Source organism: Allorhizobium ampelinum S4, assembly GCF_000016285.1.
Classification (GTDB): Bacteria; Pseudomonadota; Alphaproteobacteria; order Rhizobiales; family Rhizobiaceae; genus Allorhizobium; species Allorhizobium ampelinum.
This window is the reverse complement of the sequence record NC_011988.1, coordinates 482,940-496,429: the sequence shown is the minus strand read 5'-3', so window position 1 is coordinate 496,429 and position 13,490 is coordinate 482,940. Positions and strand designations below refer to the sequence as shown.

Here is a 13,490-nt window from a genome sequence, read left to right as displayed (position 1 = left end):
TGCGAAATATAGGCCCGTCCCATGATCCATCCAAAATTCGCTCCGCTTGCCATCCGCCGCTCCCATCTTCCGAACCATTGGGACCTGATGGCGCTGCTGTTGATCATCGGCGTCATCGTGCTGTTTGCCTATGGTGAGCGGGTGACGACAATTCCGCTGTCGGCGCTTGATGCCGCTCCGCTGTCGCTCGATCCCACCAATCTGCCAATCTATGCATTGCGCACCATTCTGCGCATGTTGGCAGCCATCGTGTTTTCGCTGATCTTCACCCTGATCTACGCCTCGGTTGCCGCCAAAAGCCGGCGTGCGGAAATGGTGATGATCCCGGTCCTCGATATCCTCCAATCGGTGCCGATTCTCGGCTTTCTGACGTTTACCGTCACTTTTTTCCTCAACCTGTTTCCAGGACGGGTGATCGGTGCGGAACTGGCGGCGGTGTTTGCGATTTTCACCAGCCAGGCCTGGAACATGACCTTCAGCCTCTATCAGTCGATGCGCAGCCAGCCGAAGGACCTGGAAGAAGCCACCCGCAGCTTCCAGCTGAGTGGCTGGCAGCGCTTCTGGCGGCTTGACGTTCCCTTCGCCATGCCCGGCCTGGTCTGGAATACGATGATGTCGATGTCCGGCGGCTGGTTCTTCGTCGTCGCCTCTGAGGCCATCACCGTGGGCAATACCACGGTTACTCTGCCGGGCATCGGTTCCTATGTGGCGCTGGCCATCAAGCAACAGGACATTCTGGCGGTCTTCTATGCCGTCATCGCCATGCTCGCCGTCATCCTTCTCTATGACCAGTTGATGTTTCGTCCGCTGGTGGCATGGGCCGACAAGTTCCGCTTCGAGACCACCGCCTCAGGCGTGGCTCCCAGTTCCTGGATGCTGGACCTGCTGCGCAAGGCCCGTGTTACCCGCCTGCTGCTGGCACCTCTGAACTGGGTGGCCCGTCAACTCTGGACATTACGCCTCCCCAAACTGCGGAGCACCGGTTCAAAAACTGCCAGCCCTGCCAACTCGCGTGTCATCGACTGGATCTGGATTGCCATCATTGCCTGTGCAGCAGCTTGGGCCGCCTATATCAGCTTCGATTACCTGCGGGCCAGCATCGGCTGGTCGGAAATCCCGACCGTTATCCTCTATGGCTCCATCACCCTGCTGCGCGTCATTGTGCTGATGGCCATCGCAACCGTGGTCTGGGTGCCGGTCGGAGTGTGGATCGGCCTGCGTCCGAAGCTCTCGGAAAAAGTCCAGCCGCTTGCGCAATTTCTGGCGGCCTTCCCCGCCAATATCGCCTTTCCGGTGTTCGTGGTGGTGATCGTGCATTTCGGTCTCAATGCCGATATCTGGCTGAGCCCGCTGATGATCCTCGGGACCCAATGGTACATCCTGTTCAATGTGATCGCCGGTGCCAGCGCCTTTCCAAGCGATCTCAAGGAGGCCGCCCGCAGTTTCCACATCACCGGCTGGCGCTGGTGGTTCAAGGTCATCCTGCCCGGTATCTTTCCCTATTACATCACCGGGGCCATCACGGCTTCGGGTGGGTCCTGGAATGCCAGCATCGTCGCAGAAGTGGCAAGCTGGGGCGATACCCAACTGACCACCCCGGGCCTTGGCTCCTACATCGCCAATGCGACAACGGCAGGCGATTTCCCACGGGTCGTGCTCGGTATCATCGTCATGTGTACCTTCGTGACGCTGTTCAACCGGCTGGTCTGGCGTCCGCTCTATGCCTATGGCGAAAGCCGCCTGCGCCTGGGCTGATACCATCCACCATCAATCGGGAATGTTTCGGCATTCCCTGACACCACAGACATGATGTCATCCGACAAAAGGATTGTTCCCATGCTTGATCTTATCACCAAGTCCCCGCTGATCGATATCGCCCAGGTCTCTCGCTCCTTTCCCAAGGCCAGCGGCAACGATGTTGTCGTGCTCGAAAATGTTGACCTCGCCATCAAGGAAGGCGAAATCGTCGGCTTGCTCGGCCGCTCCGGCTCCGGAAAATCGACGCTGCTGCGCATCATCGCCGGCTTGCTGTCGCCGTCTTCGGGCAGCGCCCGCTATCGCGGCACCGAAATCGACGGGCCACCGCCCGGCATCTCGATGGTCTTCCAGTCCTTTGCCCTGTTTCCCTGGCTAACAGTGCTCCAGAATGTCGAACTCGGCCTGGAAGCCAAGGGCGTAGACCGCACCGAGCGACGCTCACTTGCCTTGGCCGCAATCGACCTGATCGGCCTTGATGGGTTTGAAAACGCCTATCCGAAAGAGCTGTCCGGCGGCATGCGCCAGCGCGTCGGCTTTGCCCGCGCCCTGGTCGTCCACCCTGATCTGCTGTTGATGGACGAGCCATTTTCCGCCCTCGACGTGCTGACTGCCGAAACCCTGCGCACTGACATGATCGACCTGTGGATCGAGGGCCGCCTGCCAATCAAATCCGTGCTGATCGTCACCCACAATATCGAGGAAGCGGTGCTGATGTGTGACCGCATCCTGGTGTTTTCCTCCAATCCGGGCCGGGTGGCGCGCGAATTGAAGGTCGATCTGCCGCATCCGCGCAACCGGCTCGACCCGGTGTTCCGCCAGCTGGTCGATAGCATCTACGCGCTGATGACGGCACGCGCCGAACCGCGCTTGCCCAGCATGGACGGCATTCCCGGCACGGGCATGGGCATGGTGCTGGAGCCGGTTTCGACCAACATCCTGTCGGGGCTGATCGAGGCGCTCGCAGGCGCACCCTATCATGGCCGCGCCGATCTTCCGGTACTGGCCGGCCAGTTGCAACTGGAGGCCGACGAGCTGTTTCATCTGGGTGAAGCGCTCCAGCTTTTGCGCTTTGCCCATCTGAGCGAAGGCGATCTGGTGCTGACCGAGGCCGGAACCCGCTTCGCCCATCTGGAAACCGATGCCCGCAAAAAACTGTTTGCCGAGCATCTGGTCAGCTATGTGCCTCTGATGGGCCTGATCCGCCGGGTTCTGGATGAACGGCCAAGCCATACAGCACCGGCAGCGCGGTTCCGCAACGAACTGGAGGATTACATGAGCGAATCCTACGCCGACGACACGTTGAAGACCATTGTCTCCTGGGCGCGCTATGCCGAATTGTTCGCCTATGACGAACGCACCGAAATGTTCAGCCTGGAAAACCCGGAATAGGTTGAACAGGCACGATTTGAAATGCTGTGCCCGTGTCTTTTATAACGGCGGGCGCAGCAGATTGGCATACAACGAAATTGTCTTACAGTCTGTTCAAGGATTGCTGTTGGCCTGGCGAAAATGGTGATTTCGAGAACCGGCGCGGAGCGTACTTAAAGTACGTGAGCACTGGAAGCGCAGAAATTGCCATTTGCAGACGGCCAGCGGCAATTCTTGGATAGACTGTTAACCCTCCGGGAAAATCGCCACTGCACGGCACCAGCCAGCCGAGCCGCCCTTGATCTTCACAGGCAGGCAGGAGACGGTGAAGCCGGAGCCCGGCAATTCCTCCAGCCGTGTCAGCTTTTCCATATGCAGGAAAATACCTTCACGGGCGGCTTTATGTCCTTCCCAGATCAACCCTGCATCCCTGGTTTCCGCAAACCGTTTGGCGGTGACCGGAAAGGGCGCATCCCAGGACCAGGCGTCGGTTCCAGCGATGTGGACGCCTTGCGCCATAAGCCAGTGGGTGGCCTCGCGTCCGATGCCACAGCCACGGCCCAGATAATCCGGTCGCCCATAGGCGGCACCGGCGGCGGTGTTGACCAGCACCACATCAAAAGGCTGGAGTGTATGGCCTGCGACCTCCAGAGCTGACTGAAGATCGGCTGCCGTTGCGATTGAGCCGTCCGGCAGATGGCGCAGATCCAGTTTGACGCCCGGACGGATGCACCAGTCCAGCGGCACTTCATCAATGGTCCAGGCGCGCTCGCCATTATTCATCGTTGAGGCGAAATGCCAGGGCGCATCGAGATGCGTACCGGCATGGGCGGTCAGGTTCAGCTGTTCGACTGCCCAGCCTTCCCCACCGGGAACATCGCCAATGTCGAGCCCGGGAAAGAAGCGCAAAACCTCTTCCGAGCCTTCCGCATGGTTCGTGTAGGTGATTTTGGGACCAAGGCCCGGCGGATCGGCAGGAATGTCGTTTTCGATAGCAACGGACAGATCGATAATCTTCATCATGACTCTCCTGAAATTGCGGCTTTGGCAAGCGCGTCGAGATCAGCATCGGCCTTGAAGCCCGCCGCCAACGCCGTGGCAGCATCAAGCGGCGGCATCGCACCAAACAGGCGGCGAAGCATGTCGTCCTCACCCCATTCGACCAATGCGGTTTTGCCCACATGGCGGGCGACAGCAGCGGCCACGTCGCCGGTCGTTGCAAACAGTACCGGCGGCTGGACAACGGTTACGGCACTATCCTTCAGCCCTGCGGCATGCAGCAGCATATCCACCGCCGCCTGCCGCGAGACCCACCAGCAGGTGCTTTTCGCCGGAACCGGACAGGCATAGGCTTCTCCGGCAGCGATCCGATGGAAAAGCAGGCTCATAAAGGCCGAACCATGCCCGCTATCGGTCGCAGGCCGTGCGACAATGCCGGGAAACCGCAGACTGATGGCTGAAAGCGCACCGCGTCGCGTCATGTCGGACAACAGAATTTCGGTCATCAGCTTGTGGGCGCCATAGGTCAACTGCGGCGCGGCAAGCGTCTGCGCCGTGACGGTTGCCGCTCCAAGCGCACCATAGACCGCGATGGAGGAGGCAAACACCAGCCTCGCGCCGGGCTGGCGAAGTGCGACGCCTTGCGCCAAAGCAATCGGCGCAAGCAGGTTTGCACCATGTCCCAGCGCCTGTTCGCGCTCGGCAAGTCCTCCGGGAACGCTGGCCAGATGGAAGACTAGATCGAAACCGGGTTCCAGCAATGTGTCCAGAAAGCCGGGATCGCCGAGATCACCGACCAAGGCCTCAATCCCGTCAGGGACAGGTTGAGCAAAGGCTCGGTCTGTGACAACGATCCGCTTTGCCTGGTGAAGAGCGAACGGGAGACGAGCCACGAGCCCGCGTCCGAGAAAGCCATCAGCACCGGTCACAAGAATGCGCATCAGGCCTTCACCACCGCCTGATCAATCACCCCGAAAGGCGTGCTCCCATCCGGCAGCCGTGCCTCCATCCGCACCTGATCACCCCAGGTCAGAAAGGGCGTGCGCGCCTTGCCTTCATCCAGAAGCTCGATCACCCGGATTTCAGAAATGCAAGACGAACCGGCGGCCCGATCTGCATTGGACACTGTGCCGGAACCCAGAATGGTCCCCGCCGATAAACGCCGACTACGGGCGCAATGAGCGATCAATTCACCGAAGGAGAAATGCATCTCGCTTCCATGCGCATCCCCGACCCGCCGCCCGTTGATCTCCACATGCAAAGCCAGACCCGTCCGACCGTTAGACCAATGCGGCCCGATCTCGTCCGGCGTGATGGCGACCGGTGCAAAGGCCGTCGATGGTTTGGCCTGGAGAAACCCGAAACCCGCCCGCATTTCGCGCGGCCCAAGAGCGCGCAGCGACCAATCGTTGATCTGCACCAGCAGACGGACGTGATCGGTGGCATTTTCCGGTGTCACGCCCATCGGCACATCGGCAAGAATAACGCCGAACTCGCCTTCCATGTCGATCAGCAGCGCGTCGTCGAGAAACTCCACGCCTGCCAGCGGCCCGCGGAAATCGTCGCTCGCCCCTTGATAGATCAAGGGCACTGTCTCGAAGTCCGGGTTAACCGGATTGTCGAAGGCCTTATCCATCAACCGACCATGGTTGAGGAAAGCCGACGCATCCAGCCATTGCGGCGCACGCGGCAAGGGTGCCAGACACCGTTCCGGCTGGAAGCTGGTGGCAAAGGGCTCATCTCCCGCATTGACCCGTTCATACAGTTCGAGAAGGCGGGGAGCGGCGGCATCCCAATCCTCCAGCGCAGCAAGCAGGGACACAGCGATGCCGGTTGCTGGAACGGCCCGTTTCAGATCGCGCGAAACGATCCAGAGTTGGCCGTCGCGGCTTCCATCGTGATAAGTTGCAAACTTCATGATGACCTCGTTCCTGCTGTTATTGGTGGCACCCGGCTATCATCGTCCGGCAAGACTTGCGGCGATAGCGGGGTCGTAGACCCCTGCGATCAGGATGAAGAGCATCCGGCACGTCTTGCCGGACCGATTGGCCCAGGCATGATTGGTCCCACGTTGGATGACGACAGACCCCTGCTTCAAAAGCACCTCGCCATCATCAAGTACCAGGGTCATCTCGCCTTCAATGACAATGCCATAATCAACCGATTCCGTGCGATGCATCAGCGGATGCGGAGAATGCTCCTCCACCGTGGAGGCAGCCTTGTCGCCCAGTTGCTCGAAGGCCACGTTCATTCGCTCCGCACCGGTTTTCAAAAAATCCTCGGTATCCGGCGGAATATCGACGAAACGGATGCGCGTGCCGCCAGCTGGAGGCGGTAGCACCAGCGGACCTAAGGTCGGGTCGGTTCTATTATCAATCCGCACAGGGCTTTCGCCTGTTGACCACACTTCGTGAAACACAGTGCCAGGAATGGCATCGATTTCAACCACCTTGGGCAAAGGCCCGACTTCGCTGAGGATGGAGCGGCCATCGCTCGCATGGCCGGTAACGATACGGGTAATGTCAGGAAATTGTGTCATGCTGTTTTCGCCTTGGTAAAGAAGCCAATAGAGACCGCGCCGACCGCCACAGCCGTCACGCCCAGCGCCGCGAAGCCAAAATTTTCGCCCAATGCACCGCCGACAATGGGGCCAAGTGCGGCCCCCACCATCAGCATCGCCGGGGTCGCTGCAACGGCACGTCCGGTCGGATCGAGTTTTGCCAGACGACCGAACGCAAAGTTATGCGTGAAGATCTGCACGGAGACGAACAGGGAGGCCGCGACCGCCCAGACCGGAAAAACGGTGACCGAGGTCACGATGATTGCCAGAATGACCTGCACCGCCGGCCCAATCTGGGTGACAGTCGTGGCGGAAACGCGGGTCTGCAAAAAAGCCGCCAGTGGAGACGGCAATATGAAGTTGACGCAGCCCAGCGCGATGAGAACGGCCAGCACGCTTTCTGCGGAAAACCCACGCGATTTACCGATGACCTCAACGAAGGAAAATACCATGGATTGGTTGAAGGTCAGGATGCTGATGCCAAAGATCGTGAACCACATTGCCCGGCTAAAGGGCTTTTTCTCCGGCTCAACGGCATGGACGGGATTGCGAAACAAGAACGTAGAGGTAAGGGCGGCAATCACCATGATACCGGTGAACACATAGAAGAGGACAGAACCGCCATAAACGATCAAAAGCTGCGGTATGGCGGCCAGGAGAACAATGGCGAAAAGTCCAAGGGCTATGCCAGCCATGGCGAATAGCCGATGCGGATTGGTCGCCTGGCCGATCGTTCCATGCACCATGGAAAGAGCTGTCCCAACCGCGAAACCGGCAGTCAGATGTAACAGTGCAAGGGGAATGAAAGCCGTCTCTCTCGATGCACCAAAAAAAGCGGCAGCGGCAACGGCAAAAGCCGTCGAGGCCCAGCGCCTTTGGTTCATCTGGTTGAAACGAGGCGCAACAATGAGGCTCGCAACCACTGCACCGACCAGGAACAATGTCACGATCCCGCCTGCCTGCTGCGGGCTGAACCCGAAGCGTTCGACAAGCGCACCAACCCAGACGGGAAGAGCAATCAAATCAAGCATGCCCGAGAAGTGACCGATGACGAGGGCAATCGACCCGACCACTCCAAATTTCTGTCCTGACATTCCATCTCCTCCGGTTCTTTTCATGCGCCGACAAAAGCGTCCGATCTCCCAATCGGAACGCCGTCGAAAATATTTTAACAAAATCAATAATTTAAGTAATTTTTAAATTGAGTATCGACTATCACTTGCAATGATTTCTGGTGTCAGATCGCTTCCGCCAGGGTTTTCATCGAAACTGTCATGATCGAAGCGTGCTCTTCACGGCTGCCGCCATGGATCTCGATATCGGCCAGACGGCCCGAATTCTCGACCACCATCCGACACCGCTCCCAGCGCCTTGCCTCGAAAGCGGCAAGCGCGCCATCGACATCGCTGCCCCTCACCAATTCCTCGGCCAGCACCATGGCATCCTCGATACCGATACAGGCACCGGCGGCCAGATGCGGTGTCGTGGCATGAACGGCGTCGCCGATCAGCACCACCCGTCCCTGAAACCAAGGACGCGGCAGCAACATCTGCTCCAGTGGCCGGTAAATGATCTGGTGCTCAGCTGACAATTGCTTGGCAATTCCTTGGATGATTGGCGAGCTGAAGCGCTCCATCAAGCCGCGCAGGGTATCGACGAAAAGCTCCGGAGCCACGAAGTTATTGGTGGGGCGGTCTTCGGTCAGGAATAGATAGGCTTGGGTTTTGTTGACGCCATTCAAGCCGACCTTGAGTTTCGGACCCATCCACATGGTGATGGTTTCCAGCTCCTCCGGTCTTGGCAGAACAGCGCGCCAGACCGACTGGCCGATGAAACGGGGCTTTGGGGCATGAGGAAACGTCTTGGAACGGACAGCGGAAAACAGCCCGTCCGCCCCGATGACGAGATCGAACCGGTCTGAACTGCCGTCGCTAAAGCTGACCTGTGCTCCGTCTTCGCTCTGGACGATCTCGGTAAATGTCACGCCTAGCCGAACCTTGGTCGTGGAAGCCCGCACCGCCTCCGACAGGATTTTGGCAAGCGCCGGGCGCATGATGCCGCCGCCGCCGGGAATATCGTCGCCCGCCACCCGGGGGGTAGGCAGTGTGAACAGCACGGCATCATCCGGCCCCCGTAAGTGCACGCCGTCACTGGCATAACCCTCTTCCATGAAGCGATCCAGCAGGCCGAGTTGGCGCAGCACCCTGAGCGTCGAGCCGTGCAGGCTGATGCCTGCCCCATAGGAGCGCCATCCTGGATCGATCTCCACGAGATCGACCTCAAACCCCTCTCGCGACAGCTGAAGTGCCGCAGTCATTCCCGAAAAACCACCGCCGATAATCAGGATCTTCTTGATACCCGAATTCATGTTTTATTCCTCCTGCGCAGTTACCAAAGCGAAAACCTCGCCTTCCTCACCCACTGCAATGTCCACTCGTGTCAGTCCTTGCCCCAGGCAAGGGCCAAGCACACATTCTCCCGTCTCCAAATCGAACAAGGCGCCATGGGAATGGCAGGCGAGATGGGTTTTCTCGCCGTTGAAATAGGCATCCGTCTTCCAGGCCATCGGCGTTCCGCTGGAATAATGCGGGCAAGCATCGAGCCAGGCGTGGAGCTTGCCGTCACGTCTGATCACGATGATCTTGCGACGGAAGCCTTCAAGCGGGCCGAAGCCTTTAGCCTCGCCCTCGCCAACGGCATCCTGTCGGCAGAGGAATTGTCGGGATGGCATGGTCTCTTTCCATCACGTCAGGACTTTGCACCGGGAGGCGGACCGCCACCGGGCATCCACTTCTCGCGCATCTCGAACAGGATGATCTGAGACGCCTCGGCACTGATCGGCACGTCGCGGCCTACCCAAGTCTCATCGTGCTTGTCCATGTCGGCGTCGTATTCGACGTGACAGCCAAGGGGACTATTGAAATACCAGAACCAGTTCGATCCGAACTTATGACGGCCAGGTCCCCAGAAGCTCTGATAACCTTTTTTGACGAAGCGCGTTCCCGCAACCATCAATTCCGTCGGCCCACCCATATGGAAGGCGAGATGCTCGCAGCCTTTCATGTAGTCCGGCGTGCGAATGAAGAACAGTGTGTGATGATCGTCATTCGCCTTGGGCCGCAGGAACGGACCTGCCCCACTCAAGGTATCCGTGACGACGAAGCCGAGGCGATCACAATAAAACTCGGTTGCGATCTCAATATCGGGAATGAACAACACCACATGGCTGAGTGAGCGCGGCAGTGCCGGCATCTCTTCCCATACGCCGATTTCGTTCGGTTTGCGCTGGGCCGGTGCGCCAGGTGCATTGATCTTTTCCGCTGGCATGTCGAATTCCCGGCGGATCGATACCTGAAATTTGAGCTCTAACCCATGGCTGTCCTTCACTTCGATCGAACCGTTGGACAGCCGCGTGACGCGACGGTCCTTGGACAGCTCGGCTTCGATCGCATCCAGATCTTCCGCTGCGCGTACACCATAAACCTGCTGGCGCAACATGTTCGCGGTTGGCAGCGGCGGAGGCAAAGACGGATCGGACGCGTGGCGAACGATTATTCCCGTGCCGTCCAACGCTTCAAACAAGCCACCGGCATCCGTAACATCCACCGGCTTCAGGCCGAAAGCCGTGAGATATTCGCAGCAAGCTGCGACATTATCGACACCAAAGACAAGATAATCGGGTCCGATGATGTTCATGGGACATTCCTTTCCTTCATAACGTCTGGCATTTATTTTGCGAGGTCTAGGTGACCAGCGTGGAGAACATATTCGCGGGCAATGGTCAGGCTAAAGCTGGTATCGCCGGGGCGAAGCCCGTTGATGGCGTCGCGGCAGGCTTTTGTGAAGGCGACGCCAGCACCCTCATTCGGCAGCCAATATTCATCGATGGCTGCGACCGGGCCGGGAAACAATGGTGTGTTGCGGGAATATCCGAGCAATCCGTGAGAAGCCGTGTCGATCACATCCAAAACAGCATGGACGTCTGGCGTTTCGCCAAACCAGGCCAGGAATACTTTCACGGCACCTTCACGCGACTGCACCGGAATGATTATCTCTTCCGAGTAGGGTAAGCCGATGAGAGTATCGTGATCGACCATTTCCGGCTCGTCGGGCTTGAGATTTTGCAGATAGAACGGCGTCTCGCGTGACGCCTTCAATCCTGCCAGATCCTGAGCCCAGACCTCGGTGACGAAATCCAGACCAATCGACAGTGCCTTGACCTGCGGCTCCCCACCAAAATAGACGCCATCGAAAGCATGGTTTTGAACATAGCGCTGCGGTGCTGTCACCGGATCATGTGCAATATAATCCAGCACAAGCTTGCCGTGATGGTCCTTCATGTGTGCACGTTGTTCGGCAAGAGTCTGGCCCAACCGCCGACGGCCACAGAGCATAAGTTTGATGGTCATGAGTTTTTCCTGACTGCGATACGTCCACCCAGGACCTCCGCGACCCAATCGGCAATAAAGGCACCGGCATTTGCCGAATTGTCGAAGCTGGAATGCTGGATGCCTCCAGTACGCTCGTCGAATATCTTCAGCTCGCGGTTGGGACTGTTGACCAGCTGGTCATAGGTGGCATGAGCCCATTGCAGGGGAATCTGGCTATCTTTTTCACCGTGAGTGACAAGGAAAGGCACATGAATCCGGTCGAGAATGCCATTGAGATGAACCTTTTCGGCAATCTCCATGAAGTCGTCCATGTCCTTGGCACCCCAGACCCACATGACATGGCTCCAGTAATGAGGAACAGGGAGATTGCCCTCACGGGCAAGGCGCTTTTTCTGAACATCGCGCCAATCGTGATTGGCACCCCACACCACGCCGCAGGCAAAGCGTGGTTCGAAGGCGACAGCGCGGGGACAATAGTAACCGCCAAGTGAAACGCCTTCCATGCCAATCCGCTTGGCATCGATATCCGGCTGGCCTTCCAACCAATCGACCACACGGCTCGCCCAGTGCTCGCTGTCATAACGGGCCGTCAGTCCTTGAAGGCGCAGGGCTTCCCCCGTACCCGGCTGATCGACGATCAGCGAAGCGACGCCGCGCTTGGCAAGCCACACCGGCAACCCAACCAAAAGCTTCATTTCCTTGGTACTGTCGAGACCATTGACCTGGACCAGAAGCGGTGCGGCACCTTCGACGCCTTCGGCAGGTACGTAAAGAGCGGACAGATGCTTGCCCTCATAGGGAATCTCAACCCGGCGACAGGACGAGCCGGAAAGCTTCAAACCCTTTTCAAACGCATCCAGAAAGCGCTTGTACAAGGCTACCCGGCCCTCAGAACCATGGGCAAGCAACCGTTCCGCAGTCAGCATGTAATTGGCGGCGCGGATCAGCTTGTCACCCGCAGAAATCAACCTGCCCTTGGCTTCGTCTTCCTCGGCGAGGGACACCAGCTTGTCCGCCATCTTGATCCAGGTCTCGCGGAACGCTTGTGTCCCGGCTGCATCAGGCGCCTTGGCCGCCTCCTGCAACGGGGCGCACATTTCTTCGATCTCGCCCATCCGGGCACCCATCTCGATCGACAGATCGACAGACAGGTTCCAGACATAATTGGTCGGAAAATACTTAAACATCGGGTCTCCTCGAACTCGCCTCCTCGGGCGATTTAGGCGATGGGAGAACCGCGCTGCCAGCGTTAAGGCCAAGCAACGATATTTCCTCCCTGACCCAAGATGTACTGAAGAAAAACTCGTTTACAAAATTGCATTGATGAATGATTTGTATTTTTAAAATAAATACATGAATCGATTGACCCCCCGATAATTTGGTTGGTTATTCGAGGGATTCCTTGGGAGGGGGACAATCATGCGCTTCAAGAATCTGGACCTTAATCTGCTGGTGGCGCTCGACACGCTGATCAGGGTTCGCAATGTCAGCCGGGCGGCAGAGGAAATGTTCATCACCCAATCGGCGATGAGCAATGCCCTTGGGCGTCTGCGCGATTACTTCGATGATCCACTGCTGATTCAGGTCGGGCGATCCATGGAATTATCCCCCCTCGCCGCCTCATTGGAGCTGCCCTTGCGCGACATTATCGTGCGCATCGAAGCGGCTGTTGTGTCAACACCGTCCTTCATTCCCCATGAATCGACACGCAGTATCAACCTCATCGTGTCTGACTATACGCTCAATACGATCATGCCGCCGTTTCTTCGGCAGGTGACCGCGCTGGCCCCGGGTGTGCAAATCCATTTCCAACCACAACAAAACTATCCCCATCTCCTTCTCGAGCGCGGGGAAGCGGATCTATTGGTGGCGCCAAGCGACTTTTGCTCGACCAATCATCCATCGGAACCTTTTCTGGAAGACCAGATCTGTTGTGTGGTGGATGTGAACGGGCCGCTGGCCGAAGGGCCTATGACAGAAAAGGATTTTCTTGAGGCCGGTCATGTGGTGATGCAGCCGCCCAATGGCGGCGAGACCTTTGCCCAACGCGCCTGCGACAGGCTCGGCCTGAAGATCAAGGTGGAGGCTTCAACCTTTTCCTTTTCATCCCTGCCCTTCCTTATCCGTGGCTCAAAACGCATTGCCATGGTTCAACGCAGCCTGGCGGAATGCATGCTCAATCTGGGCGGTATCCGCATCATGGACCCGCCTTTCCCTCTGCCACCATTACTACAGTGCCTGCAATGGCACAGCTATCGCACCCGCGATCCCGCACTGGTCTGGTTCCGATCCCAGATGCACGAGGCAGCAGCGAGAGTTCGTCAGGAAAAAATGGAGCCCGATCGGCATAAGGAACATGACATCGTTTCCGGCTGATCGCTGTCGTCGAACCGTAAAAATAGAACATAAACAGC

At 58.2% G+C, this 13,490-nt stretch carries 13 protein-coding genes; 3 read left to right on the top strand and 10 right to left on the bottom strand.

Translation table 11 applies throughout. The features are described 5' to 3' along the window. The first annotated feature begins 21 nt into the window (after window positions 1-21). On the top strand, window positions 22-1,755 hold the full coding sequence (locus AVI_RS19490; protein WP_041698494.1) for an ABC transporter permease: 1,734 nt from the start codon (window positions 22-24) through the stop codon (window positions 1,753-1,755). Between the two features lie 81 nt (window positions 1,756-1,836). Then, the gene (locus tag AVI_RS19485) at window positions 1,837-3,147 is read left to right on the top strand and encodes an ABC transporter ATP-binding protein (RefSeq protein ID WP_041698901.1); all 1,311 of its coding nucleotides are present in this window, start codon (window positions 1,837-1,839) and stop codon (window positions 3,145-3,147) included. Window positions 3,148-3,372: 225 nt separating this feature from the next. Here AVI_RS19485 and AVI_RS19480 read toward each other — a convergent pair whose 3' ends face one another. The 10 genes from AVI_RS19480 to AVI_RS19435 all read right to left on the bottom strand — a co-directional run bounded on the left by AVI_RS19480 (window position 3,373) and on the right by AVI_RS19435 (window position 12,263). Continuing rightward, on the bottom strand, window positions 3,373-4,149 hold the full coding sequence (locus AVI_RS19480) for a cyclase family protein (RefSeq protein WP_012653850.1): 777 nt from the start codon (window positions 4,147-4,149) through the stop codon (window positions 3,373-3,375). Continuing rightward, window positions 4,146-5,066 (bottom strand): NAD-dependent epimerase/dehydratase family protein, encoded by a 921-nt coding sequence (locus tag AVI_RS19475; protein WP_012653849.1) that lies wholly within the window; start codon window positions 5,064-5,066, stop codon window positions 4,146-4,148. Before AVI_RS19475 ends, AVI_RS19480 begins: the two co-directional genes overlap by 4 nt. Beyond that, a complete protein-coding gene (locus tag AVI_RS19470) occupies window positions 5,066-6,043 on the bottom strand; it encodes a fumarylacetoacetate hydrolase family protein (RefSeq protein ID WP_012653848.1) in 978 nt (325 codons plus the stop codon). Before AVI_RS19470 ends, AVI_RS19475 begins: the two co-directional genes overlap by 1 nt. A gap of 39 nt (window positions 6,044-6,082) precedes the next feature. After that, complete coding sequence (locus AVI_RS19465) at window positions 6,083-6,664, bottom strand: cupin domain-containing protein (protein WP_012653847.1); 582 nt, start codon at window positions 6,662-6,664, stop codon at window positions 6,083-6,085. After that, window positions 6,661-7,779, bottom strand: a complete 1,119-nt coding sequence (locus AVI_RS19460) for an MFS transporter (RefSeq protein ID WP_012653846.1) — start codon at window positions 7,777-7,779, stop codon at window positions 6,661-6,663. Before AVI_RS19460 ends, AVI_RS19465 begins: the two co-directional genes overlap by 4 nt. Window positions 7,780-7,922: 143 nt before the next feature. Then, window positions 7,923-9,053 (bottom strand): FAD-dependent oxidoreductase, encoded by a 1,131-nt coding sequence (locus AVI_RS19455; protein WP_012653845.1) that lies wholly within the window; start codon window positions 9,051-9,053, stop codon window positions 7,923-7,925. A 3-nt stretch (window positions 9,054-9,056) separates the two neighbouring features. Further along, window positions 9,057-9,416 (bottom strand): Rieske (2Fe-2S) protein, encoded by a 360-nt coding sequence (locus tag AVI_RS19450; protein ID WP_012653844.1) that lies wholly within the window; start codon window positions 9,414-9,416, stop codon window positions 9,057-9,059. 17 nt (window positions 9,417-9,433) lie between these two features. Then, window positions 9,434-10,381: a VOC family protein gene (locus AVI_RS19445; protein WP_012653843.1), complete on the bottom strand. Its 948-nt coding sequence runs from the start codon at window positions 10,379-10,381 to the stop codon at window positions 9,434-9,436. A 32-nt stretch (window positions 10,382-10,413) separates the two neighbouring features. Next, on the bottom strand, window positions 10,414-11,094 hold the full coding sequence (locus tag AVI_RS19440; RefSeq protein ID WP_012653842.1) for an EthD domain-containing protein: 681 nt from the start codon (window positions 11,092-11,094) through the stop codon (window positions 10,414-10,416). Continuing rightward, on the bottom strand, window positions 11,091-12,263 hold the full coding sequence (locus tag AVI_RS19435; RefSeq protein ID WP_012653841.1) for an alpha/beta hydrolase family protein: 1,173 nt from the start codon (window positions 12,261-12,263) through the stop codon (window positions 11,091-11,093). Before AVI_RS19435 ends, AVI_RS19440 begins: the two co-directional genes overlap by 4 nt. 232 nt (window positions 12,264-12,495) lie before the next feature. Between AVI_RS19435 and AVI_RS19430 the strand changes: the two genes are divergently transcribed. Next, on the top strand, window positions 12,496-13,452 hold the full coding sequence (locus AVI_RS19430; protein ID WP_012653840.1) for a LysR substrate-binding domain-containing protein: 957 nt from the start codon (window positions 12,496-12,498) through the stop codon (window positions 13,450-13,452). The last annotated feature ends 38 nt before the right edge of the window (window positions 13,453-13,490 follow it).